The sequence below is a fragment of the Blastococcus sp. CCUG 61487 genome (assembly GCF_005222955.1).
In the GTDB taxonomy this organism is placed as follows: Bacteria; Actinomycetota; Actinomycetes; order Mycobacteriales; family Geodermatophilaceae; genus Blastococcus.
Genome location: NZ_LWUA01000235.1, coordinates 22,381 through 46,093 on the forward strand (window position 1 = coordinate 22,381; position 23,713 = coordinate 46,093).

Annotated in this window: 25 protein-coding genes; 16 read left to right on the plus strand and 9 right to left on the minus strand. The window is 72.7% G+C overall.

What is annotated here, in order from left to right:
- Positions 1 to 10 precede the first annotated feature (10 nt).
- The 4 genes from A6V29_RS13130 to A6V29_RS13145 all read right to left on the minus strand — a co-directional run bounded on the left by A6V29_RS13130 (position 11) and on the right by A6V29_RS13145 (position 5,196).
- Positions 11 to 1,924, minus strand: coding sequence for an NlpC/P60 family protein (locus A6V29_RS13130; protein ID WP_249933210.1), 1,914 nt, complete (start codon positions 1,922 to 1,924; stop codon positions 11 to 13).
- 267 nt (positions 1,925 to 2,191) lie between these two features.
- Positions 2,192 to 2,383, minus strand: coding sequence for a hypothetical protein (locus tag A6V29_RS13135; protein WP_137160717.1), 192 nt, complete (start codon positions 2,381 to 2,383; stop codon positions 2,192 to 2,194).
- A 129-nt stretch (positions 2,384 to 2,512) separates the two neighbouring features.
- Positions 2,513 to 3,802, minus strand: a complete 1,290-nt coding sequence (locus tag A6V29_RS13140; protein ID WP_137160718.1) for a citrate synthase — start codon at positions 3,800 to 3,802, stop codon at positions 2,513 to 2,515.
- A gap of 77 nt (positions 3,803 to 3,879) precedes the next feature.
- Positions 3,880 to 5,196 (minus strand): glycosyltransferase, encoded by a 1,317-nt coding sequence (locus A6V29_RS13145; protein ID WP_170977858.1) that lies wholly within the window; start codon positions 5,194 to 5,196, stop codon positions 3,880 to 3,882.
- A gap of 256 nt (positions 5,197 to 5,452) precedes the next feature.
- On the opposite strand from A6V29_RS13145, the gene A6V29_RS13150 reads away from it, so the two are divergent.
- Genes A6V29_RS13150 through A6V29_RS13195 form a run of 10 tightly spaced genes read left to right on the plus strand, consistent with a single transcriptional unit; the run spans position 5,453 to position 14,339 of the window.
- The gene (locus tag A6V29_RS13150; protein WP_170977859.1) at positions 5,453 to 6,400 is read left to right on the plus strand and encodes an SAM-dependent methyltransferase; all 948 of its coding nucleotides are present in this window, start codon (positions 5,453 to 5,455) and stop codon (positions 6,398 to 6,400) included.
- A 4-nt stretch (positions 6,401 to 6,404) separates the two neighbouring features.
- Complete coding sequence (locus A6V29_RS13155) at positions 6,405 to 7,013, plus strand: GNAT family N-acetyltransferase (RefSeq protein WP_137160721.1); 609 nt, start codon at positions 6,405 to 6,407, stop codon at positions 7,011 to 7,013.
- A 4-nt stretch (positions 7,014 to 7,017) separates the two neighbouring features.
- Entirely contained in the window at positions 7,018 to 7,335 is a 318-nt protein-coding gene (locus A6V29_RS13160) for a hypothetical protein (protein ID WP_137160722.1), read from the plus strand.
- Complete coding sequence (locus A6V29_RS13165) at positions 7,332 to 8,054, plus strand: SDR family NAD(P)-dependent oxidoreductase (RefSeq protein ID WP_137160723.1); 723 nt, start codon at positions 7,332 to 7,334, stop codon at positions 8,052 to 8,054. Before A6V29_RS13160 ends, A6V29_RS13165 begins: the two co-directional genes overlap by 4 nt.
- 1 nt (position 8,055) lies before the next feature.
- A complete protein-coding gene (locus A6V29_RS13170) occupies positions 8,056 to 8,742 on the plus strand; it encodes an MBL fold metallo-hydrolase (protein ID WP_137160724.1) in 687 nt (228 codons plus the stop codon).
- Entirely contained in the window at positions 8,739 to 9,764 is a 1,026-nt protein-coding gene (locus A6V29_RS13175) for a 3-oxoacyl-ACP synthase III family protein (RefSeq protein WP_137160725.1), read from the plus strand. Before A6V29_RS13170 ends, A6V29_RS13175 begins: the two co-directional genes overlap by 4 nt.
- Positions 9,765 to 9,766: 2 nt before the next feature.
- Positions 9,767 to 10,960, plus strand: coding sequence for an SDR family oxidoreductase (locus tag A6V29_RS13180; protein ID WP_137160726.1), 1,194 nt, complete (start codon positions 9,767 to 9,769; stop codon positions 10,958 to 10,960).
- The gene (locus tag A6V29_RS13185) at positions 10,957 to 12,759 is read left to right on the plus strand and encodes an HAD-IIIC family phosphatase (protein WP_137160727.1); all 1,803 of its coding nucleotides are present in this window, start codon (positions 10,957 to 10,959) and stop codon (positions 12,757 to 12,759) included. Before A6V29_RS13180 ends, A6V29_RS13185 begins: the two co-directional genes overlap by 4 nt.
- On the plus strand, positions 12,749 to 12,991 hold the full coding sequence (locus tag A6V29_RS13190) for an acyl carrier protein (RefSeq protein ID WP_137160728.1): 243 nt from the start codon (positions 12,749 to 12,751) through the stop codon (positions 12,989 to 12,991). The genes A6V29_RS13185 and A6V29_RS13190 overlap by 11 nt, the downstream gene beginning before the upstream one ends.
- A gap of 7 nt (positions 12,992 to 12,998) precedes the next feature.
- On the plus strand, positions 12,999 to 14,339 hold the full coding sequence (locus A6V29_RS13195; protein WP_137160729.1) for a class I adenylate-forming enzyme family protein: 1,341 nt from the start codon (positions 12,999 to 13,001) through the stop codon (positions 14,337 to 14,339).
- A gap of 42 nt (positions 14,340 to 14,381) precedes the next feature.
- Here A6V29_RS13195 and A6V29_RS13200 read toward each other — a convergent pair whose 3' ends face one another.
- Complete coding sequence (locus tag A6V29_RS13200) at positions 14,382 to 15,785, minus strand: class II fumarate hydratase (RefSeq protein WP_137160730.1); 1,404 nt, start codon at positions 15,783 to 15,785, stop codon at positions 14,382 to 14,384.
- Between the two features lie 164 nt (positions 15,786 to 15,949).
- Between A6V29_RS13200 and A6V29_RS13205 the strand changes: the two genes are divergently transcribed.
- Genes A6V29_RS13205 through A6V29_RS13215 form a run of 3 tightly spaced genes read left to right on the plus strand, consistent with a single transcriptional unit; the run spans position 15,950 to position 17,899 of the window.
- Positions 15,950 to 16,567, plus strand: a complete 618-nt coding sequence (locus A6V29_RS13205) for a hypothetical protein (protein ID WP_137160731.1) — start codon at positions 15,950 to 15,952, stop codon at positions 16,565 to 16,567.
- Between the two features lie 59 nt (positions 16,568 to 16,626).
- The gene (locus A6V29_RS13210) at positions 16,627 to 17,268 is read left to right on the plus strand and encodes a hypothetical protein (protein ID WP_137160732.1); all 642 of its coding nucleotides are present in this window, start codon (positions 16,627 to 16,629) and stop codon (positions 17,266 to 17,268) included.
- 4 nt (positions 17,269 to 17,272) lie between these two features.
- Positions 17,273 to 17,899 carry a DUF1707 SHOCT-like domain-containing protein gene (locus tag A6V29_RS13215; protein WP_137160733.1) on the plus strand — a complete coding sequence of 209 codons (627 nt, stop codon included), beginning with the start codon at positions 17,273 to 17,275 and terminating at the stop codon, positions 17,897 to 17,899.
- On the opposite strand, the gene glpX is transcribed toward A6V29_RS13215, so the two are convergent.
- Positions 17,872 to 18,918 (minus strand): class II fructose-bisphosphatase, encoded by a 1,047-nt coding sequence (glpX, locus tag A6V29_RS13220; RefSeq protein WP_137160734.1) that lies wholly within the window; start codon positions 18,916 to 18,918, stop codon positions 17,872 to 17,874. The two genes, A6V29_RS13215 and glpX, sit on opposite strands and share 28 nt — an antisense overlap.
- A gap of 80 nt (positions 18,919 to 18,998) precedes the next feature.
- On the opposite strand from glpX, the gene A6V29_RS13225 reads away from it, so the two are divergent.
- Together A6V29_RS13225 and A6V29_RS13230 are read left to right on the plus strand one after the other, a co-directional pair.
- The gene (locus tag A6V29_RS13225; protein ID WP_137160735.1) at positions 18,999 to 19,616 is read left to right on the plus strand and encodes a DUF4245 domain-containing protein; all 618 of its coding nucleotides are present in this window, start codon (positions 18,999 to 19,001) and stop codon (positions 19,614 to 19,616) included.
- Positions 19,617 to 19,757: 141 nt separating this feature from the next.
- The gene (locus A6V29_RS13230; RefSeq protein ID WP_137160736.1) at positions 19,758 to 20,042 is read left to right on the plus strand and encodes a hypothetical protein; all 285 of its coding nucleotides are present in this window, start codon (positions 19,758 to 19,760) and stop codon (positions 20,040 to 20,042) included.
- Between the two features lie 5 nt (positions 20,043 to 20,047).
- On the opposite strand, the gene A6V29_RS13235 is transcribed toward A6V29_RS13230, so the two are convergent.
- The 3 genes from A6V29_RS13235 to A6V29_RS13245 are packed head-to-tail and all read right to left on the minus strand — an operon-like array spanning position 20,048 to position 22,600.
- Complete coding sequence (locus tag A6V29_RS13235; protein WP_137160737.1) at positions 20,048 to 20,287, minus strand: exodeoxyribonuclease VII small subunit; 240 nt, start codon at positions 20,285 to 20,287, stop codon at positions 20,048 to 20,050.
- Positions 20,284 to 21,507 (minus strand): exodeoxyribonuclease VII large subunit, encoded by a 1,224-nt coding sequence (xseA, locus tag A6V29_RS13240; protein WP_137160738.1) that lies wholly within the window; start codon positions 21,505 to 21,507, stop codon positions 20,284 to 20,286. Before xseA ends, A6V29_RS13235 begins: the two co-directional genes overlap by 4 nt.
- Positions 21,508 to 21,565: 58 nt before the next feature.
- Positions 21,566 to 22,600 (minus strand): lipid droplet-associated protein, encoded by a 1,035-nt coding sequence (locus tag A6V29_RS13245; RefSeq protein WP_137160739.1) that lies wholly within the window; start codon positions 22,598 to 22,600, stop codon positions 21,566 to 21,568.
- Between the two features lie 125 nt (positions 22,601 to 22,725).
- Here A6V29_RS13245 and A6V29_RS13250 point away from each other — a divergent pair, with 125 nt between their 5' ends.
- The gene (locus tag A6V29_RS13250; protein ID WP_137160740.1) at positions 22,726 to 23,688 is read left to right on the plus strand and encodes a 4-hydroxy-3-methylbut-2-enyl diphosphate reductase; all 963 of its coding nucleotides are present in this window, start codon (positions 22,726 to 22,728) and stop codon (positions 23,686 to 23,688) included.
- The last annotated feature ends 25 nt before the right edge of the window (positions 23,689 to 23,713 follow it).

Below are 23,713 nucleotides of genomic sequence, written 5' to 3' on the forward strand. Positions count from 1 at the left end.
GGCGGCTGCCTCAGGAGATGAAGCCGAACTCCCAGTGCCACGGCTCGGGCTTCTCGCCGCCGGGCGCGGCCCAGGCGGGCTGGACGAAGCCGAACCGGCCGGCGTTGGCGGTCATCCACCGCCACTGCGCGGAGCCGGCGACGTTGATCCCGCCGCACAGGTCCACCGCCAGCGCCCAGCCGTGGTTGGACGTACCCGGCACCGCGGCGAGCGCGGGCTTGAGGTGGAACGCCGTCACCTGGCCGGCCAGCGACCGGTAGGAGTCGGTGATGCACAGCGGCGTGCCGAAGGCGGCCCGGTAGGCGGCATCCATGGCGAGGTAGCCGGCGGCGGCGTCGCAGCGCAGCGCGTGCCGGTGCACTCCGAGGCGGCACAGGGCGTCGGTGGGGATCTTGCCGTTGTCGTAGCCGCCCCAGCGCGGGCTCGTCACGCCCGGCGCGGGCAGCTCGGCACCGCAGGGGCCGGTCGGGCTCGTCCCGAGGAGCGGCTCGTTGGGTGCGGCAGGTGCGGCCACGGGGACCCGCACGGCCGCCGAGCCGGCGGCGACCGAGCGGACGCTCACCTGGAAGGTGCCCGCCGAGGCGCCGACGACGTCGCCGTCGCCCAGGTACAGCCCGACGTCCTGGCCGCCGGGGGAGAAGACCAGGTCACCGACCTGCAGGGACTCCATGGGGACGGCGGCGCCGGTGGCCCACTGCTCCTGCGGGGTGCCCGGCAGGGCGTAGCCGGCCAGCAGCCACGAGGAGGCGGTGAAGCCGGCGCAGTCGTAGGTCTCCGGACCCGCGGTGCCGGGGACGAACGGGCGGCCCAGCTGGGACAGCGCGTTGCTCACCGCGGCGACGGTCTCCGACGGCAGCACCGTCACGGGGCTGCTGCCGATCACCGCCCACGCCACACCGGGGATCGGCGCGCCGGCGGAGTCGAGGGCGGAGGACAGGCCGCTCGGCAGGTTGCCGGGGTCGGCGAGGGCGGACGCGGGCGGGAACTCGATGCCCGCGTCGGCGAGCTGGGTCAGATAGGCCTGCCAGCGGGCCACGGCCCGCTGGTTGCGGTCCTGCTGCTCGGCGGCGGCGGGGACGCTGCCCAGTCCGGCCAGCCGCGCGGTGACCTCGGGCGTCAGCCCGGCGACCTCCTCCCGCATCGTCGACAGCGCGACGGCGAGCTCCGCCTCGGCAGCGGCGAGCGCCTCCTCGGCGACCGTCACCTGGGTCTGCGCGACGGCGTAGGCGGCGCGGGTGCGCTCGGCGCGCACCACGGCGCCGTCGAGCGCGCGACGGTCGCGCTCGCCGACGGCGGCGGAGAACAGCACGTCGCTGGTGCGGGCGGGGTGCCCGGCATCCAGGCCGAGGATCGGATGGCGGACGGCGGGGGCCGCCCGGTACAGCTCGGCGGCGCCGGCGGCGACGACGCTCTGGTCGGCCTCGACCTGGGCGCGGGCGGCCTCCGCGGCGACGCGCGCCTCCTCGAGCTGGGCGCGACGGAGCTCGGCCCGCTCCTCGAGCGACCGGTAGCCGTCGGCCGCCTCCAGCAGGGAGCTGCGGGCGGTCAGCGCGAGAGCGGTGACGTCCAGCGGACCGCCCGAGGGGGTGGTCGCGCCCGGGAGCACCACGGTGACGACGGCGGGGAAGAGCAGCGTGCTCAGCGCGACCACGCCCAGCCGGGTCGACCAGCGGGATCCGGTGCGGTCCGCCGAGCCCTGGGCGGTGGGACGACGACGCCTCGCCGCTGGGCGCTTGGTCGTCGGGCGCTTCGCGGCCGGACGCGGATCGGTCGAGCGGCGGGCGCCCGAGGGGGTGGACGCCTTCGCGGCCAGCGCGGTGCGGGCCGCCGCCAGCTGGGCCGGCGTGAGGTCGGGGCGGGCCGCGGCCAGCTGGCGCAGGGCCAGCGCCTCGCGCAGGGCCTGTGCCTCGCGGGCGCTGACCACCGGGCGGCGGGCCGACGGCCCACTCGAGGACGTAGCGCGACTCGAGGACGTGGCGCGGCGGACGGGCGTGCGTGGTGCGGGCACTGCGGTGTCCCCCGGCGGTGTCGTCGTGTCGATGGCCGGCCCGGCTGCGCGTGCAGTCGGGCTCTGGACCTCGTATCGACGAGCCTGGAGGGGCGCCTGAGGAAGGCGAGGGGGGTTCTCACCCCTCCGGGTGAGGGTGAACGTCGGGTGGCGCCCGGAAGGATGAGCGCCGGGGGAGAGCGGTTACGGAGCCCACCAGGCGCCGTGCCGGTGGACCAGGGGGATGCGCAGTTCGCCGCCGTCCTCGGTGGAGACCACGACCTCGACGGCCGTGATGCGCACCGGCCGGCCGTCCCCCTCGGTCTCGAGGACGCTGCCGCTCGCGAGCGGGACGGGCGGGACGACGAGGACGTCGTCGCCGGGCGGTTCGGCCACGGGCGGACCTCCTCCAGGGCGACATCGGACGCGGGCGCCCTCACCGTAGGGGGCGGCCTCCTGACCTGCGCCCCGAGGCTCCCCGGGCGTCCGGGTCGGTGCCGCAGGGGAGGCCCCGAGGCCGCCCGCTCAGCGCTGGTCGAGCGGGACGAAGCTCCGTTCGGTCTCGCCGATGTAGAGCTGGCGCGGCCGGCCGATCTTGGTGGTCGGGTCGGCGATCATCTCCCGCCACTGGGCGATCCAGCCGGGCAGCCGCCCCATGGCGAACAGCACGGTGAACATCCGGGTCGGGAAGCCCATCGCCCGGTAGATCAGGCCGGTGTAGAAGTCGACGTTCGGATAGAGCTTGCGCTCGACGAAGTAGTCGTCCTTCAGCGCGATCTCCTCGAGCTGGCGGGCGAGGTCGAGCAGCTCGTTGCTGCCGCCGAGCTTGTCCAGCACCGTGTCGGCGGTGGACTTCACGATCGCCGCGCGCGGGTCGTAGTTCTTGTAGACCCGGTGGCCGAAGCCCATGAGCTTGACGCCCGGCTCCTTCTTCTTGACCCGCTCGACGAAGCGGGGGATGTCGCCGCCGTCGGCCTGGATCGCCTCGAGCATCTCCAGCACCGACTGGTTGGCCCCACCGTGCAGCGGGCCGAACAGCGCGTTGATGCCGGCCGAGACGGAGGCGAACAGGTTGGCGTGCGCGGAACCCACCAGCCGGACCGTGGACGTCGAGCAGTTCTGCTCGTGGTCGGCGTGCAGGACCAGCAGCATGTCCAGCGCCTTGACCAGCTCGGGGTCCAGGTCGTACGGCTCGGCCGGGAAGCCGAAGGTCATGCGCAGGAAGTTCTCCACCAGGCCCAGCGAGTTGTCCGGGTAGAGCAGCGGCTGGCCGACCGACTTCTTGTAGGCGTAGGCCGCGATCGTCGGCAGCTTGGCCAGCAGCCGCATCGTGGACATCTCGACCTGCTCGTCGTCGAACGGGTCCAGCGAGTCCTGGTAGAAGGTCGACAGCGCGCTCACCGCCGACGACAGCACCGGCATCGGGTGCGCGTCGAGCGGGAAGCCCTTGAAGAACTGCTTGAGGTCCTCGTGCAGGAGGGTGTGCCGCCGCAGCCGCTGGTCGAACTCGGTCAGCTGGGTGGGCGTGGGCAGCTGGCCGTAGATCAGCAGGTAGCTGACCTCCAGGAAGCTCGCCTGGCCGGCCAGCTGGTCGATGGGGTAGCCGCGGTAGCGCAGGATCCCGGCGTCACCGTCGATGTAGGTGATCGCCGAGGTGCAGGCCGCCGTGTTCACGAAGCCGATGTCCAGCGCCACCGTGCCTGTCGTGGCCAGCAGCTTGCTGGTGTCCAGGCCGTCGGCGCCCTCCGTCGCGCGCTTGACGGGAAGGGGCAGTTCTCCACCGGGGTAGCGCAGGGCTACGTCTGTCTCGCTCATCGCGCCTGACGCTACCCCCGCGGACGCCGATGGGCTCATCGTCGGTGCCCGGCGATCCGCCGCGCTGACCTGGCCGGTCAGCCGGCGTGCGGGCCGACGTCGACGATCCATACGGCGGCCGCCCGGTCGGCGTGCCACCGCCCTCCGCGGGGGACCACGGCGAGCCACGGGTGGGCCAGCAGGGTCGAGGGCTCGTCGGCCGGGACCAGCTCGACGTCGATGTCGGTCCCCGCGGCCAGCGCCTGCTCGACCAGCGGCACCGCGCTCTCCACCGCCGACGACGGCACGGCCAGGAGGAGCTTCTCCGCCACCCCCGCGGCCGCGATCTCGCGCAGGGCCTTCACCGTGGCCTCGATCTCTGCCGCTTCGACCGCCGGGGCGGCGAGGGCGACCGGGTAGGTGCGGGCCCACACCTCCAGCTGCTGGGTCAACCGGCCCAGCAGCTGCGGCTCGTGCGCCCGCGCCCAGAGCGGGCCGGTGGCGTCGTCGGTGACCCCGGCGTCGATCTCGACCAGAGCCGCGGTCGCCAGGAAGACGGCTTCGTGCCACGGGCCGTGGTCAGGACTGCTGCCCAACGACACCAGGCGGGCTGCGGCGTGCTGCAGCAGGACCGAGTACGCCCGGCGCCGCTGCTCGACCTCCGGCAGGAAGCCCAGCCGGATGCCGTGGTCGATCAGGCGGACCCAGTCCCGCTCGCCGCGGGCGATGGTCCAGGGCTGGTGGGTGTTCTGCCCGGCGTGCTGGCGGAAGCGGCTGAGCACCCGCGGCGTGTAGAAGGCCGGTCCCTGGGCCAGCAGGTCCAGCCACACCTTGACGTCGGTGACGACGTCGATCCGGCGGCCGTCCGGTTCCCACAAGGTGGCGAGGTCGACGGCGTCCCGTCGGAACAGCACGGTGGTGAACTCACCGATCGAGTTGGTGCAGGACTCCAGGATCGAGTTCCCCAGCTCCCACCCGTCGATGGGCCCCTGGCGGTCGCGCACGGCCGCGAGCTCGCCCAGCAGGCGGCCGTTCTCGTCGATCAGCGACCGCCGGGAGAAGGCCAGGGCGGCGCCAGGGGTCGCCTGCAGGCCCCGCGTCAGCTCGCGCACGCAGTCGGTGGCGAGGACGTCGTCGTGCAGCAGGTACTTCACGAACTCACCGCGAGCCGCCTCGAACAGCCCCGACAGGTTGTCGTGGGCGCCGACGTTGGTCTCGTGGCGGATGACCCGGATGCGCTCGTCCTCGGCCGCCGCCGCGGCGAGGATCTCCGGGGTGCGGTCGGTGGAGCCGTCGTCGCCGACGAGGATCTCCAGGGTGCGGTGGCTCTGCTCCCGGGCCGAGCGCAGCGCCGCCTTCAGGTGCCGCTCGCCGTTGTAGGTGGGGATCAGGATGCTGACCAGCGGCTCGGTCACGGGCGTCTCCTCCACGGGCGTCTCGGTGCACCGGGAGGCTCAGCACCTCCCGCGCCGGCCGGTCGGCCATCGGCAGGTGGCGGCCGTGCCGATCCAGCCGTCCAACCTAGCCGCGACGCGTCCCGGCTCTCGCTCCGTCGGAGCGCGTCGTGCTGTGAGGGACGGCGCACCTGACCCATGGTGACGATGTGACTCGTGCGCCACCGGGGACTTCCCGCCACCGGTCCGTAGCTCCACCCGTGTCATGGTGGATGACATGGCCCAGACGACCTTTCCGTCGGAGATGAAATCGTTCCAGCTCGACGGGGCCAGCTATCCCGGTCTGACGCGGATGGCGGAAGCGCTGCGGGCCAGGCACCGGTTCGCCGCGGACATCGTCGACCGTTGCGCCGCGCTCTTCGGCGCCCGCTGGGCCGACGAGTTCGAGGAGCTGCTCAACGCGCTGTTCCCGACGCAGGAGGCCGTGGACGCGGCGGTCAAGGGCTACGCCGGCTTCGCCATGCACTCGATGCGGCTGCAGGCTGCGTTCGAGCGCGACCTCGAGTACCGGTCGAAGACCTACGAGGAGGCCGCGGCCGAGGTCTACTTCAACGAGCAGCACATGATGGAGGAGTACCTCCCGGGCCTGCTGCTGTCGCACTTCCTCTGGCCGCACCACTACCGGCAGATCCGCTTCTTCGACGAGCTGTTCGTCGAGGCGATGCGGGTGGCCGGCGCCTCCTCGTTCATCGAGGTCGGGATCGGCACCGGCCTCTACTCGGGTCTCCTGCTGCGCCGGCTGCCGCATGTCCGCGGGACCGGCTTCGACATCAGCCCGTCCTCGAAGCGCTTCACCGAGACCCAGATCGCCGCGCTGGGCGTGGCCGACCGCTACGAGGCGCGGCTCCAGGACGTCACGCAGGTCCCCACCGACCCGCCGGCGGAGTGGCTGGTCTGCGTCGAGGTGCTCGAGCACCTGGAGGATCCGGTCGCCTTCCTGCGCGGCCTGCGCGCGACGATGGCGCCGGGGGGCAAAGCATTCATCACGGCCGCCCTCAACGCCGCCCACGCCGACCACATCTACCTGTACCGCACCGCCGAGGACGTGCTGGCCCACCTGACGGAGGCCGGCTTCACGCTGGAGCAGTCCTTCGTCGGCGCTGCGTACAAGCCGTCCCGGCCGGGTGTGCCGGTCCCTCTCGCGGCGGCCTTCATTGTCTACTGACGTGATGCCGTCCGCCGTCGCCTCGGACGAGGTCCGGACGGATGACCGGGTCCTCCGGGGGGAGTTCGTGAACCTGCGGCCGCTCGAGGTCGCCGACGCCGAGCTCACCCTGCGCTGGCGCACGGCCGACCGCGCGCGGTACCTCAACGACGGCGCGCAGACGGTGGAGCAGCAGGCCGCCTGGATCGCGGGCCGCCCGGACAGCGAGTTCAACTACATCATCGAGCTGGTCGACGGCCGCCCCGTCGGGATGCTGTCCCTGTACGCGATCGACCCGGTCAGCCGCCGCGGCGAGCCCGGGCGCTTCCTCATCGGCGAGCAGGCCGCCGTCCAGGGCATCCCGGCCGCGGTCGAGGCCACCAAGCTCCTGTACGACCTCGCGTTCGACCGGCTCGGCCTCGTCCGCCTCTGCGGGATCGCCGCCGCCGAGAACACCCTGGTCATCAAGTGGCAGAAGTTCATGGGGATGCGCGAGGAAGGCCGGCTGCGCAACCACCTCTGTCTCGGTGGCAAGTTCCAGGACGGCATCTACATGGGGCTGCTCGTCGAGGACTACCGGACCAGGACACTGCCCCGAATGAACGCGCTCATCGCCGCTGCGCGGAACCGATAACGACATGACGAAGGACGAACTCGTGCTGGATCACGCCGCTGTGCAGGCCATCGTGCTGCAGGCCCTGGAGACCCTCAACGACGAGCGCGACGCCGACGAGAAGCTCGACGTCGGCCCCGGCACGCGGCTCTTCGGCGCCGACGCGGAGCTGGACTCGCTCGCGCTGGTGTCCGTCATCGTCGACGTCGAGGAGGCGGTCTCGACCGCGTCGGGCCGGAGCATCAGCCTCACCGACGACCGCGCGATGAGCCAGGAGGTGTCGCCGTTCACCGACGTGCAGACGCTGACCTCCTACATCCTCTCCCTCCCCGAACTGGCGTGACGGCGCCGAACTCGGTCTACGGGGGGAAGCTGGCACTGGTCACCGGGAGCCGGCGCGGGGTCGGCCGGCTGATCGCCGAGCACGTACTCGACCACGGCGGACGGGTCGTGGGCTTCGGTCGGGGCGAGTCGACGATCGAGCACCCGGAGTACCACCACGTCCAGGTCGACATCGCCGACCCGGCCGCGGTGCAGCGGGCCTTCGCCGAGGTGAAGCAGGTCGGCGACGCGCTGCACATCGTGGTCAACAACGCGGCGGTGCTCACCTCCCAGTACTCGATGATCATGCCCCCGGCCGCCGCCGCCGGGATGGTGAACACGAACCTGCTGGGCGCCTTCATGGTGTCCCGGGAGGCCGCCAAGCTGATGCGCCGGTCCAAGTGGGGCCGGATCATCAACATCAGCTCGATGGCCGTGGGGCTGGAACCGATCGGCGACTCGCTGTACGCGGCGACGAAGGCCGGGCTCACCACGATGGGCAACGTGATGGCCAAGGAGCTCGCGCCCCTGAACATCACCGTCAACACCCTGGCGATCAGCGCGATCGCCACCGACATGCTCGCCCAGTTGCCGCAGGACAAGATCGGCGAGGTCGTCGCGGGCCTCCCGCTGCCGCGCTACGCCGAGCCCGACGACATCTTCAACGTGCTCGATTTCTTCGCGTCGGAGCGGAGCTCGTACATCACCGCTCAGACGATCTACTTGGGGGGAGTGAACTGACGTGGCCGGTGACGAGGCCCACGTGGTCGGGAACTGGGGCGGCGGCGCCGTCTGGCGGGTCACCAGCGGGAGCTTCCCGTCCAACGCCTACTTCTGCGAGGCCGACGTGCCGGGCGGCGGCGTCCTGGTCGACCCCGGCCTGGACGGGGCGGCCATCGACGCGGCGCTCGGCGCGCACGGTCTGCGCCCCCACCAGGTGTTCTGCACCCACGGCCACTTCGACCACACCGCCGGCGCGTCGTGGTTCCAGACCCGGTACGGCTGCGAGGTCTTCCTCCACGAGGCCGACGCCCGGACGATGAAGAGCTCCAACTTCCTGCTGATGGCGCTGCGGATCCCGGAGAAGGTCACCCTCGCCGACGTCACCTACGTCGGCGACGACGCGACCGTCGACGTCGCGGGCGAGCCGCTGCGCTTCCGCGCGGCGCCCGGGCACACGCCGGGGTCGTGCGTGCTGGAGTTCGGCAACGCCTGGTTCACCGGGGACAGCCTGTACCGGCACGGCCTGGGGCTGTCCCAGCTGCCCGGCTCGGACGAGGAGACGCTGCGTGCCAGCCTGCTCCGCCTCTGGCCCGAGCTGACCGCCGATCGCGGCGTCTACCCCGGGCACGGGGAGTCGGGCGACGGCGCGACCGTGCGCACCGAGAACCGCCAGCTCGGCGCCTTCCTCGGCCTGGTGGCCTCGTGAGCGGCGCACGCCCCGCGGCCATCACCATCTCCGGGGTCGGGCACGTCCTCCCGGAGCAGGTCGAGGACAACGAGACGCTGTGCCGCAACCTGGACGTGACCCCGGAGTGGATCGTCGAGAAGACCGGTATCGAGCAGCGGTACATCGCCGGGCCGGACGACACCGCGTCGGGCTTCGCCACCGTCGCCGCGCAACGCGCGCTGGCCATGGCCGGCGTGCCCGCCGACGAGGTGGACCTGATCATCGTGTGCACCTTCTCCGGCGACTACATCTACCCGCCGGTCTCGGCGAAGGTGCAGCGCGACCTCGTCGCACCGAACGCCCAGATCTTCGACGTCCAGGCCAACTGCACGGGCTTCGTCACCGGCCTGACGCTGGCCTCGGACCGGATGCGGGTCGACCCGACCGTGCGGAACGCCGTCGTCATCGGCGTGGAGTTCCTGTCGCGCTACATCGACCGGACCGACGTCAACACGGCCATCTACCTGTCCGACGGTGCCGGTGCCGCGGTGCTCAGCCGGGCGGCCGACCCCGACGACGGGATCATGGCCTCGGCCTTCCACACCGACAGCTCGAACTTCGAGGCCGTCCGGATGCGCGGCGGCGGCTCGAGCTTCCCGCTGCAGGGCCGGGCCTTCGACCCCGCCGTCGACCTCATGGAGATGAACGGCATCGCCACGTGGAAGCAGGCGATCACCCACCTGCCGAAGGTGGTCCGCCGGGCGTGCGAGAAGAGCGGCGTCGAGCTCGAGTCGGTCGACTTCCTGCTCTTCCACCAGGCGAACCTGCGGCTCATCGAGTACATCGTGCAGAAGATGCGCTTCGACCTGTCGAAGACCTACACCAACGTCGCCCGCGTCGGGAACACCGGTTCGGCGTCCCTGGCGATCGCGATGAGCGAGGCGGTCGAGAAGGGGCTGCTCAAGAACGGCGACACCGTGGTGCTCGCCGCGGTCGGCGCCGGCTTCAACTTCGGCGCCTCGGTGTGGCGCTGGCAGCTCCCGGTCCCGGCGGTGGTCTGACGATGTTCACCGACTTCGAGTCGATCAACGTCGGGGACACCCGGTCGCTGGTCCGGACCATCACCGAGGCCGACGTCCGCCGGTTCGTCGACATGACCGGCGACGACAACCCCTTGCACGTCGACAGGGACTTCGCCGAGACGACCGCCTTCAAGGACATCGTCGTCCACGGCATGCTCGGCGCGTCGTTCATCTCCACCGTGATCGGCACCAAGCTCCCCGGCACGGGCGCGCTCTGGATCTCCCAGAACATGGAGTTCGTGCTGCCGGTCCGGCTCGGCGACGAGCTCACGGTGAGCGCGACCGTCGTCGACAAGCACGAGCGGGAGCGCCTGCTCGACCTCGACACCCGCATCGTCAACCAGAACCAGCAGGTCGTGCTGGCCGGGCGGGGCCGGGTCAAGGTGCTGACCACGGCCGCGCCGGTCGCGGCGGCCGAGCCGGAGGAGCGCCCGAAGGTCGCCGTCGTGACCGGTGGTGCGGGTGGGATCGGCCGGGCCATCAGCCGCCGGCTCGCCCAGGCGGGCTTCCACGTCGTCGTCAACTACAACTCCCGGGCCGACCGGGCCACCGACCTGGTCGGTGAGATCAACGCGATCGGCGAGGTCCGGGCGCTGGCCGTGAAGGCCGACGTCGGCACGGAGGAGGGGGCCCAGGCCCTCTACCGCGCCGCGATCGGGGAGTTCGGCGCGGTCAGCGTGTTGGTCAACAACGCGTCGCCGCGGATCAACCCCAAGCCGCTGGCGGCGCTCGAGTGGGCGGACGTGCAGGCGCAGCTCGACGTCCAGGTGCGGTCCGCGTACGCGATGACCCGCGCCGTGGCGCCCGGGATGGCCGAGCGCCGCTGGGGCCGGATCGTGAACATCACGTCGCAGGCCGTCGACGGCCCGCCGACGCTGAACTGGACCGGCTACGCGATGGCGAAGGGAGCGCTCGCCGTGTTCACCCGCTACATGGCCGCCGAGCTCGGCCCCAAGGGCATCACCGTCAACGCGGTGTCCCCGGGGATGACCGAGACGGCGCTCATCGGTGACATTCCGGAGAAGGCCCAGCTGATGGCCGCGCGGCAGACCCCGCTGCGGCGGCTGTCCCGGCCGGAGGACGTCGCCGCGGCCGTCGCCTACCTCGTCTCCGACGACGCGGGCTTCATCACCGGCGACACCGTCGCCGTCAACGGAGGGATGGTCATGCGATGAGCGTCGACGTGCTGGTCGACGACCCCCGCGCAGCGGCGCGCGAGGTCCTCGCCGCTCCTGGCAGCAGCATGACCCAGGTCATGAAGGCGCTGAGCACGCTCGAGCGCGAACCGCTGGAGCGCACGGCCCGGATCGGGATCTCCTCCTCGGTGACCGTCGATCTGCTGGGTACCTACCTGCGCCGCCACGGGGTGCTCGCGGGCACGCGGATCGAGATCGTCGCGGGCAACTTCGACGACCCGATCGGCGATGTCGAGCTGTTCCGGCAGGCCGGCGTGGAGCACATCGTCCTGCTGCCGTTCTTCGACACCCTGCTGCCCTCGTTCGAGGCCCAGCTCCCCGGACTGTCCGCCGACGTGGTGGACGCGCTGGAGGAGCAGCTGCGCTCCCGGTACCGGGTGGCGCTGGAGCAGGCGCGCGACATGGCCACCGTCTTCCTGGGCACCTTCCACCGGCTGGGCCGCCCGGCCGACGTCGGCGGGCAGGACGTCGTGGCGACCGTGCTGGAGAGGTTCGACCGGGCGCTGCGCGAGGAGGCGGCGGCGTTCTCCAACGTCCGGCTCGTCGACACCGCCGACGTGCTGAGCGAGGTCGGCCGGCCCGCCGCGTTCGACCTGCGCTTCTACTTCCGCGGCACCGCGCCGTACACCGCCGCCTTCCTCGACGAGTTCGCCCGTCGGATCGCCGCCGCCGCGCGCGGTTTCGGCGCGCACTTCCTCAAGGTGCTGGCCCTGGACTGCGACAACACCCTCTGGGGCGGCGTGGTCGGGGAGGACCTGGTCAGCGGGATCAAGCTCGACCCGCACGAGACGCCGGGAGACGTCTTCTGGCGGGTCCAGCACGAGCTGGCCGCGCTGCGGCACCAGGGCGTGCTGCTGTGCCTGTGCACCAAGAACAACCCGGACGACGTCGCGGAGGTCCTCCGGGAGCACCCCTCGATGGTGCTCCGTGACGACGACTTCGTCGTCAAGAAGGTGAACTGGGAGGACAAGCCGTCCAACCTGCGGGCGCTGGCCGCCGAGCTGAACGTCGGCCTGGACAGCATCGTCTTCCTGGACGACTCGAGCTTCGAGTGCGAGGCGGTGCGGCAGCAGCTGCCGATGGTGACGACGGTGCAGGTCCCCGCCCAGCCGTCCGAGTACCCGCGCGTGATCGAGCACGTCAAGGAGCTGTTCCTGGCCGGCGGCGTGACCGCGGAGAGCAAGGACAAGACCGAGCAGTACCGGCAGCGGGCGGCCGCCGAGGAACTGCGGGCGCGGTCGGTGGACCACGAGTCCTACCTGGCGTCCCTGCAGCTCACCGTGCAGCTCGGTCGCGACGTCCCGGCCGACGCGCCGCGGGTCAGCGAGCTGTCGCAGAAGTCCAACCAGTTCAACCTGACCACCCGGCGGATGAGCGTGGCGGACGTCGAGCGGTACATGGCCGACCCCGACCACCGGGTGTACTCGCTGGTGGTCGGCGACACGTTCGGCTCCGCCGGGCTGACCGGCGCCGTCGTGGTCCGCTACGAGGGCGAGCGGGCGCACGTGGACAACTTCTTCCTGAGTTGTCGCGTGCTCGGCCGGGGCGTCGAGACCTCGATCTGGTCGACGATCGTGGCCGACGCGCAGGCCCGCGGCTGCACCGAACTGGTGGCCGAGTACCTCCCGACGGCGAAGAACGCTCAGGTCGCCGACTTCTACAATCGTCTCGGTCTGCGGCTCACCGCCGAGACCGAGGGCTCCCGGTCGTATGCCATCGGCACGGCCGAGTTCGACACCCCACCCCCCACCTGGATCGAGTTGACGCATGTTGGATGAACGCGCCCTGCAAGAGCTCATGGGCACCGTGCTCGAGGTGCCGGCCGAGAGCATCGGCCCGGACACGAGCATGGACACGGTGGAGAGCTGGGACTCGCTGCGGCACCTGACCCTGGTGCTCGCGCTGGAGAGCGAGTTCGGCGTCCAGATCCCCGACGAGGACGCCGGCGGCATCACCTCCTACCCGCTGATCCGCCTGGTGCTGAAGGACCGCCTCGAGGCGAAGGCCTGACCGCGTCGTGGAGTGGCTGATCGACCGGTTCCGGACCGAACCGGACCGCGTCGCCTTCGTGCACGAGGGGCGGTCGGTGACCTACGGCGAGGTCGTCAGCACCGTCGCCGACTTCGAGGCGCGCCTGGAGGCCGCGGGCGTCGCGGCGCGGGACATCGTGGCGCTGGTCGGCGACTACTCGCCGGAGGCGTTCTGCCTGGTGCTGGCGCTCGCGCGGCGGCGGGCCGTGATCATCCCGCTGACCCCGGCCTCGGTGGTCGAGGAGGACGTCGCCCTCGGGGTCTCCGGGTGCGACTGGTACGTGCGGCTCGACGCCGCCGGCCAGCTGGCCTCCATCGAGCACCGCGGGCTGACCACGGAGAACGCCCTCATGGCGGAGTTCCGGAAGGGGACCGCCCCGGGCCTCGTGCTGTTCTCGTCGGGGTCCACCGGGACGCCGAAGGGGATGCTGCACGACCTCGACCGCGTCGCGGAGAAGTTCCGCAAGCAGCGGTCCGCGGCGGTGGCCATCCCGTTCCTGATGATGGACCACTTCGGCGGGATCAACACCCTGCTGGCCATCACCTCCAGCCTCGGCACCGTCGTCACGGTGGCCGACCGCTCGGTCGCCTCCATCTGCGCGGCCATCGAACGCCACCGGGTGCAGCTGCTCCCCGCGACTCCGTCGTTCCTGACGCTGCTCATGGCGTCGAACGCGCACAAGGAGTACGACCTCTCCTCCCTGACCCGCATCACCTACGGCACCGAGGTCATGCCGCAGGCCACGCTGGACCGGGTCCGGGAAGCCTTCCCCGGGGTCCTGCTGCAGCAGACCTACGGGCTGTCCGAGGTCGGTGTCCTGCGGTCGGAGTCGCGTCCTGACGGATCGCTGTGGATGCGGATCGGGGGCGAGGGCTTCCAGACCCGCGTCGTGGACGGGATCCTCTGGATCAAGTCGGACTACGCGATGGTCGGCTACCTGAACGCGCCCTCGGAGTTCGACGAGGACGGCTGGTTCAACACCCACGACGAGGTCGAGGTCGACGGAGAGTGGTTCCGCATCCTCGGACGGGTCACCGACCTGATCAACGTCGGCGGCCAGAAGGTCTACCCGACCGAGGTCGAGGACGTCGTCCTGGGCGTGGAGAACGTGCACGACGTCGCCGTCCGCGGGGAGAAGCACGCCCTGCTCGGCCAGATCGTCGTGGCGACGGTCGTGCTGGACGAGCCCGAGCCCGTGGAGTCGGTCAAGAAGCGGGTACGGCAGGCCTGCGCCGCCCAGCTGGCCAACTACAAGGTGCCCGTCAAGGTGCAGCTCGCCGAGGGCTCGCTGCACAGCTCCCGGCACAAGAAGATCCGGCGCGCCTGAGCGCTCCGTCCTCCCCGCCCGGGCGGGGAGGACGGAGCGGCGTCAGGGACGGGTCATGGAGAGGACGTCGAGGGCCTCGTCGAGCTGCTGCTCGGTGAGCTTGCCCTGCTCGACGTAGCTGCGCTCGAGCACGACCTGGCGGATCGTCTTCTGCTCCTTGAGCGACTGCTTAGCCACGACCGCGGCCTCCTCGTACCCGATGTACTTGTTCAGCGGGGTCACGATCGACGGCGAGGACTCCGCGTACTCGCGGCACTGCTCGACGTTGGCGACGATGCCGTCCACGCACCTGTCGGCCAGCAGCCGGCTGGAGTTGGCCAGGAGCCGGATCGACTCCAGCACGTTGCGTGCCATGAGCGGCAGCGTCACGTTGAGCTCGAAGACGCCGGTGGTGCCGGCGTAGGTGACGGCCGCGTCGTTGCCGATGACCTGCGCGCCCACCTGGATGACCGCCTCGGGGATCACCGGGTTCACCTTGCCGGGCATGATCGAGCTGCCGGGCTGGAGGTCGGGGAGCTGGATCTCGCCCAGACCGGTGCGGGGGCCGGAGCCCATCCACCGCAGGTCGTTCGCGATCTTGATGAGGCCGACGGCGATCGTCTTGAGCTGGCCGGAGGCCTCCACCAGCCCGTCGCGCGAGCTCTGCGCCTCGAAGTGGTCGCGGGCCTCGGTGAGCGGCAGGTCGAGCTCGCCGGCGAGCCGCTCGATGATCGCGGCGGCGAACCCGGGCGGGGTGTTGATGCCGGTGCCCACGGCGGTGCCGCCCAGCGGCAGCTCGGCGATGCGGGGGAGGGAGGCCTCCAGCCGCTCCACGCCGTAGCGGACCGCCGCGGCGTAGCCGCCGAACTCCTGGCCCAGCGTCACGGGGGTGGCGTCCATGAGGTGCGTGCGGCCGCTCTTCACCACCGTCGCGAACTCGTCGGCCTTGCGCGACAGGGAGAGCTCCAGGTGCCGCAGCGCCGGGATCAGGTCCCGCACGATCGCGGTGGTGGCGGCGACGTGGATCGCCGAGGGGAAGACGTCGTTGGACGACTGCGAGGCGTTCACGTGGTCGTTCGGGTGGACCGGGCTGCCCAGCGCCTCGGTGGCCAGGCTGGCGATGACCTCGTTGGTGTTCATGTTGCTCGAGGTCCCCGACCCGGTCTGGAAGACGTCGATGGGGAAGTGCTCGTCCCACTCGCCGCGGGCCACCGAGGCCGCGGCCTCGGTGATCGCGCCGGCGATCGAGGCGTCCAGCACGCCGAGGTCGGCGTTGACGGCGGCGGCCGCGCCCTTGATGGCGGCCAGCGCGCCGATGAGCTCGCGCTCGATGGGAGTGCCGGAGATCGGGAAGTTCTCCACTGCCCGCTGGGTCTGGGCGCGCCACTTGGCCCAGGCGGGCACGCGGACCTCCCCCATGGAGTCGTGCTCGATGCGGTAGTCCGTGCCGTCCTGCTGGGTCGCCACGCTGTCTCCCGGGTGTGTGGATGGGGTCGGTGTTCCGCCCGCGACCCTAGATGCCGGCCGGCGCGGTCCCGGTCCCGGTCCCGGTGCCGATCCGGACGCGGGCCGCCGAGAAGGGGAGCGGTGAGGCCGCCGCGGGCCGCCTCCTGTCCGCGAGGAGAGCCACCGTGTCCCAGCCGCCGCACCCGCCCACCGACGGCCCCGGCACCCCGTGGGGACCGCCGGCCGCGCCCGCGCCCGGCTGGGAGGTGCGGACCCCGACGTGGCAGCCCGTAGCAGCCCCGCAGCCCGCCCCGCCCGAGCGGCCGGCCGCCGCGCCGACCTCGCGGACCGCCCTGCTGCTCGTGGGGCTGGCGGCGCTGCTCGGCACCCTGCTGGGTGCGGTCGGCGCGGCGTTCCTGGTCGCGAACGTGGTCATCGATGGTGCGCAACTCGGCTCGGACATCGCCGAGGAGATCGAGACCGCCGTCCGGCAGGGCGTCGTCGACGGGAACGAGCAGGCGCTGGAGCAGACGATGGAGGACTTCGGCGCCTTCGGAGGGCTGTTCGGCGCGCCCGGGATGCCGGGCGAGGACGTCGAGCAGTTCCCGCCCGTGCCGCCGGAGTCCCTCGGACCCGACCCGGTCCTGGACGGCTACGCCCAGCAGTGCTTCGAGGGCGACCTCCAGGCCTGCGACGACCTCATGTACGAGTCGCCGCCGATGTCGGACTACGAGGAGTACGCCACGACCTGCGGCGGCCGGGTGAAGCCCCTGTCGGTCTACGCCTGCACCGAGCTGGACTGACGCGACGGGCGGCTGGCCTAGCATCCGCTCCGACGGATCCACGCACCGAGGAGCGCCCGATGTCGCAGCCGCCGTACCCGCCGCCGGGCGGTTCCGACGCCGGTGGGGACCCGCCGGGCCCCGAGTACGGCCAGCAGGCTCCCCAGTACGGCCAGCCCCAGTACGGCCAGGCCCAGTACGCCCCGCGCCAGTACGGCCAGCAGTACCCCTACGGAGGTGCGGGGCCGGACGTGCCGCCCGGTCATCCGCCGCCCGGCCAGTACGCGGCGCCCGGCTACCCGACGGCTCAGTACGGGTCGCCGGGCTACCTGCCGCCGGGCCAGTACGCCCCGCCGCCGTGGGGCGGTGCGGGCGGGAGCGCGCCGCGGTCGTCGAGCCGGAAGCTGGTCATCGGGATCGTGGCCGGTGCCGCGCTGCTCGCGGTCGTGCTGGCCGTGGCGCTGTTCGTCGGCGTCCGCGGCGACGACGGCGCCGGCATCCCCGAGGCGGCCTCGGAGCCGGTCAACCTCGGCGAGGACGCCGACCTCGACGACCTGGCGGAGGAGTGCCACGACGGCGCCATGCAGGCCTGCGACGACCTGTTCAGGTATGCGCCGCGGTGGTCGGCCTACCAGCTCTACGGCGGCACCTGCGCCGGCCGCCAGCCGAACGCCGACGCCCGCGCGGTGTTCTGCACCGACGCGTTCCCGGGAGAGGACTGAGACCATGGCCGACGACGACCTGACCCCGGTGGTGCGCGCCTCCGACGCCGAGCGCGAGGCGCTGGTCGCCCGGCTGCAGCAGGCGATGGCCGAGGGCCGCCTCGACATCGACGAGTTCGGGCAGCGGGCCGGCGCGGCCTACGCGGCGGTGACCACCGCGGAGCTCGCCGCGCTGGTGGCCGACCTGCCGACGGAGGCGCCGGTGGAGATCGTCGGCAGCCGGGCACCGGAGGTCCAGAACAGCGTCTTCGGCGACATCAAGCTGTCCGGGCCGTCCGTGCCGCTGCGGGCGACCACCGTGTTCGGCGACGTGCAGATGGACCTGCGCGGGCTGCGGACCGACGTCGAGCGGCTGGAGCTGAACCTCGGCACGATCTTCGGGGACGTCGACGTGATCGTCGCCGAGGGCGTGGACGCGCAGATCCACGGCTGGACCGTCTTCGGCGACCGGAAGGTCGACCTGGCCGCGGTGCCCCGGGTGGCCGGCACCCCGCGGATCGTCGTCCAGGCGCGCACGGTGTTCGGCGACCTGAAGCTGCGCAGCCTCGCCCCGGGTGAGTCGGCCAGTCGCTGGCGCCAGGTCATGGACCGCCTGGCCCGGCGTCAGGAGTCGAACGGGACCGCGGAGTAGGCGCGGAGCTTCTCCAGGGAGTGCAGGCTCTCGATGGAGCGGATCGTCCCCGACTTCGACCGCATCACCAGCGACTGCGTGGTGCACCCGCCGGAGGAGTAGCGGACGCCGCGCAGCAGTTCGCCGTCGGTGATGCCGGTCGCGACGAAGAAGACGTCGCCGCGCACGAGGTCGTCGATGTGCAGGACGCGGTCCAGGTCGTGCCCCGCATCGAGCGCGCGCTGCCGCTCGTCGTCGTCCTTGGGCCACAGCCGGCCCTGGAAGCTGCCGCCCATGCACTTGAGCGCGCAGGCGGCGATGATCCCCTCCGGCGTGCCGCCGATGCCGAGGATGAGGTCGACGCCGGTGCCCTCGCGGGCGGCGGCGATGGCGCTGGCGACGTCGCCGTCGGTGATGAACTTGATGCGGGCGCCGGCCTCGCGCACCTCCCGCACCAGCTGCTCGTGGCGGGGCCGGTCGAGGATGCAGACGGTGACATCGCCCACCGCGCTCTTCTTCGCCTTGGCCACGCGGCGGATGTTCTCCGCGACCGGCACGGTGATGTCGACGACGTCGGCGGCCGCGGGCCCGGTGGCGAGCTTCTCCATGTAGAAGACGGCGGACGGGTCGTACATCGCGCCGCGGTCGGCCACGGCCATGACCGCGATGGCGTTCGGCATGCCCTTGGCCATCAGCGTGGTGCCGTCGATCGGGTCGACGGCGACGTCGCACTCGGGGCCGTTGCCGTCACCCACCTGCTCGCCGTTGTAGAGCATCGGGGCCTCGTCCTTCTCGCCCTCCCCGATGACGACGACGCCGTTCATGCTCACCGTGCCGATGAGCGCCCGCATCGCGTCGACGGCGGCGCCGTCCCCGCCGTTCTTGTCGCCGCGGCCGACCCAGCGGCCCGCCGCCATGGCCGCGGCCTCGGTGACGCGCACCAGCTCCAGGGCGAGGTTGCGGTCGGGGGCGGGACGGTCCGTCGAGAAGGCCCGCCCTCCGCTGGGGGCGACGGGTCCGTCGGGGACGGGCAGCGACACGGGACCTCCTGGGGAAGGGTGGGGCCCGGCGCGGGGCCATGGGCGGCGAGGCGGGGAAGCGTTGCTGCGATCCTAGGGGCATGACCGGAACGGGCTCGACGAGCCAGCGCCCCCAGCGCACCCAGGAGACGACCGACACCGGCGTCGAGGCCCCACCGGCGCCCTCCGCGGTGGAGCGCGCGAACCGGCTCAGCGCGGCGAACATGATCCGTTCGCTGCTGCCGTTGCTGGTCATCTGCCTGCTGCTCGTCGCCTGGCAGGCGTTCCGCACCGACGAGGGCGACCCGGTGCGCGAGATCGACCCCTCGACGACGGTGCGGCTGGCCGAGCAGCGCGCCGGCTACGCCGTGCCTGCCCCGTCCGGGCTGCCGGAGGACTACCGGCCGACCAGTGCCCGGACTGACGCCGGGTTCGCCGAGGACGGTGACCCGGTCACCCTGGAGATCGGGTTCGTCACGCCGTCGCAGGAGTTCGCCGGATTCGCGGTCAGCGACGACCCCCGCGCCGATCCGCTGCGGGCCGTGCTCGAGGACGCGACGGAGGAGGGCGCCGTCGAGATCGGCGGGCAAACCTGGACCAGGTCGACCACGGATCGAGGGGAGACCGCGTTCAGCCGGGAGGCCGACGGCGTCGTCGTCGTGGTCAGCGGCTCGGCGTCGGACGACGAGCTGCGCACGGTGGCCGCCGCCGTCCGCTGACCGGCGCGTGTTGCGATTCGGTGTCGGATGTCGGCCAACCCTGGGACGGCGGGGCCGTCGCGGCCCCGGTGCGGTGGTCGGCGGGCCATGCTGACCTCCCGCCCGGCACCACCGCGGCTGCCGGCCGGACGAGGAGCCGACATGCTCGAGGACGAGGTCTGCGCGCACGGTGAGCACCGGGCACCGGAGGCGGGCGGCAGCTGCCCCTGCGGAATGGTCACGCGGGTTCCGGCGAGGCCCCGGGGCGAGGTGAACGGCTCGGTGCTCGACCTGGTCGCTCGCTGCCTCGCCGAGCCGGGCGGCGTGCCGGATCTGTCCGACCTGCGGCGCCGGGCCGGGCGCGTGCTCGGGGCGCTCACCGCGGCCGGTCTGGTCATCGGACCGGGCGTTGCGTCGGGGTCGGCCATCGGGCGACGCCCGGCCTGAGCCGTTCAGTCCTCGTCGTCGGGAGCGGCGGCGGCCAGGCGTTCCCGCGCCCGGTCCAGCCAGTGCTGGCAGAGCGCGGCGAGCTGCTCCCCGCGCTCCCACAGCGCCAGCGACTCCTCCAGGGTCAGCCCACCTGCCTCCAGCCGCCGGACGACGTCGGCGAGCTCCTCGCGGGCCTGCTCGTAGGTGGTCGTCGGCTCGCCGGACTGCTCCTCGCTGCGCTGCTCCCGTTCCTGTCCGCTCACGGTTGCCCATCCTCCCTGTCGACCCGGACGTGCAGCCGGCCCCCGGCCACCCGGACGGCCAGCCGCTCGTCGAGCGCCACCTCGGCGGGGTCGCGGACCAGCGCACCGTCGGCCCGCTGCACCACCGCGTACCCGCGCTCGAGCGTCGCCGCCGGGGAGAGCGCCGCGACGCGGGCCCGCGCGTGCTCGAGGTCCCGTTCGGCCCCCTCGACCCGGTGCACGACCGTGCGCCGGGCCCGCGTGCGCAGCTGGGCGACGTCGTCGGCGCGGCCGTGCAGCAGCCGGTCGGGCGAGGCCAGGACCGGCCGGGTGCGGACCGACTCCAGCCAGCGCTCCTGCTGCTCCACGCGGCTGATCACCAGGTGTCGCGCGCGGGCCCGCAGGGTGTCGACCAGCCGGCGCTGCTCGCCGATCTCCGGGACGATCCGGTGCGCGGCGTCGGTCGGGGTGGCGGCGCGGACGTCGGCGACGTGGTCGACCAGGGTCGTGTCGGTCTCGTGCCCGACGGCGGTGACCACCGGGGTGCGGCAGGCGGCGACCGCCCGCACCAGCCCCTCGTCGGAGAACGGCAGCAGGTCCTCGACCGAGCCGCCGCCCCGGGCGATGACGATGACCTCGACCGCGGGGTCGGCGTCGAGTCGCCGCAGCCCGTCGATGACGTTCTGCGCGGCCTGCGGGCCCTGGACGGCGCAGTTGTACATCTCGAAGCGGACCGCCGGCCACCGGCGCCGGGCGGTGACCAGGACATCGCGCTCAGCGGCGCTGTCCCGGCCGGTGATGACGCCGACGACGGCCGGTGCGAACGGCAGCGGGCGCTTGCGGGCGGCGTCGAAGAGCCCCTCTGCGGCCAGGAGCTGCCGGATCCGCTCGATCCGGGCGAGCAGCTCACCGAGGCCGACAGCGCGGATCTCGGTGGCCCGCAGCGAGAACGAGCCGCGCGCCACGTAGTAGTCGGGGCGGGCGCGGACGATCACGCGCGCACCCTCGGCGAGCTCGAGGCCCGGCCGGTCGGCGACGTCGCGGTGGCAGGTGACAGGCACCGACAGGTCGGCGGCCGGGTCGCGCAGCGTCAGGAAGACCGTGGCCGCGCCGCCGCGCCGCGACAGCTGGGCGACCTGCCCCTCCACCCACACCTCGCCGAGCCGGCCGATCCAGTCCGCGATCTTCCGGGCGACCGTGCGCACCGGCCACGGAGCCTCGGGGGAGGACGGCGCGGTCATGCCCACAGCCTGCCGGATGCCGGTGACACTCCGGCCGGCCCCGTCCCGGGGTGCTTCCTCAGGTGCCGCGGGGGGCCAGCGGGCTGGACTCGATCGCCTTCTCCTCGAGCTTCTCCATCCGGTTGCGCAGCATCCGCAGGTACGGCTCGCGTGCGCGGGTGGCCTCCTCGTAGGCGAGCAGGTCGGTGACGGTGCCCAGCGTGTAGCCGCGGAGCCGGCCGCGGAGCTGGGCGATGGTGAAGGCGTCGTAGCCGTCGACGGGAGGCTGGGCGGGCGTCTCCTCGGCGGCGTCCGCGCCGGCCGGGTCGCCCTCCACGGACGCGCCGGCGGCGATCGCGGTGTCCCCGTCGGCGTCGGCCGGCACCCCGGCCGCGGCGGCGACCGGCACGTCACCCCGGGCGACGTCGATCCCGGGGCCGGCGGCGTCTGCGGCCTCGGTCACGTCACCGGAGACCGGGGTGGCGACCCCCTCGTCGGTGACGGTGGCCTCCGCCGTCTCCACGTCGTCGCCCTCGGGCGTGAGGACGTCGACGGTGCTGGGCACCGCCGCAGCCTCGGCGTCGGCGGCGCCGGCGACGGGCAGCTCGAGGGTGTCGCCGGACTCTGCGAGCGCGCTGCCCACCGCGTCGCCGTCCTCGGTGGCCGCGGGGGCGGTCTCCTCGAGGGTGGGCGCGTTCTCGATCGCCTCGTCGATGGCCAGCTCCTCGAGGATCTCCTCGTTGGCCGGCGCCTCGGCTGCCGCGGTGTCGTTCAGGTCCTGCGCGCCGACGCGGTCGGGGACCTCGTCGGGGACCACGTCGGCGCGGTCGAACGCCGACTCGCGGTAGCCCGTGGCCGGAGCGGCGTCGCCGTCGTCGTCGTCGAAGGTGGCCAGGCCCGGCTCCGCCTCGCCACGGATCCCGGTGAACAGCTCGTCGCCGCGGGCGACGAGGCCGGCGTACTGCTGCTGCACCTTCATCGCGTGCTGCATCGCCATGCCGATGACCCGGACCGGCAGGCCGGGGAGGGTCTCGGGGAGCTTGCGTGCTTCGTCGACGACGGTCGCCGCCAGGCCGGCAGCAGCGCGGACAACCTCGGGGATCTCACGAGCCATGGGCACACCTTGCCCCACGATTTCGTGCTCGACACCCGCACCTGCGCCGATGCACCCGCTCGATGGGTGTTCCTGGACACGTTCGGCGCGCCCGCCGCGTCGCGCCGCCCACGTACCCTGGGCCCATGGCAGCTCAGCGTGGACGTGTCCTGCTCGCCGACCCCCGGGGTTACTGCGCCGGTGTGGACCGGGCCGTCGTCGCCGTCGAGCGCGCCCTGGAGATCCACGGCGCCCCGGTGTACGTCCGCAAGCAGATCGTCCACAACAAGCACGTCGTCGCCACCCTGGAGCGGCGCGGGGCGATCTTCGTCGAGGAGACGACCGAGGTGCCCGAGGGCTCGGTCGTCGTCTTCAGCGCGCACGGGGTCTCCCCGGCGGTCCACCAGGAGGCGGCCGACCGGCAGCTGAAGACGATCGACGCGACCTGCCCGCTGGTGACCAAGGTCCACCAGGAGGCCAAGCGCTTCGCCCGGGATGACTACGACATCCTGCTGATCGGCCACCGCGGTCACGAGGAGGTCGAGGGCACCGCCGGTGAGGCACCGGCCCACATCCAGCTCGTCGACGGCGCCGAGGACGTCGCGAACGTGCAGGTGCGCGACCCGGAGAAGGTCGTCTGGCTGTCCCAGACGACGCTGTCGGTGGACGAGACCCTCGCGACGGTCGACCAGCTCAAGACCCGCTTCCCCGGGCTGCAGTCCCCGCCGAGCGACGACATCTGCTACGCCACGCAGAACCGCCAGCAGGCCGTGAAGCAGATGGCCGCCGACTGCGACCTCGTGCTGGTGGTCGGGTCGACCAACTCCTCGAACTCGGTCCGCCTGGTGGAGGTCGCCCTGGAGGCCGGCGCTCGTGCCTCGTACCTGATCGACTACGCCGCCGAGATCGACGAGGCGTGGCTCGACGGTGTGAGCACCGTGGGCGTGACCAGCGGCGCCTCGGTGCCGGAGATCCTGGTCAGCGAGGTGCTCGACTGGCTGGCCGCCCGCGGCTTCCCCGACGTGGAGACCGTCAAGGCCGCCGAGGAGCGCGTGGTGTTCGCGCTGCCCCACGAGCTGCGCCCCAAGCGCACCGCCCCCACCGACTGACGTCCCGGGCTGGGATCAGGTGACC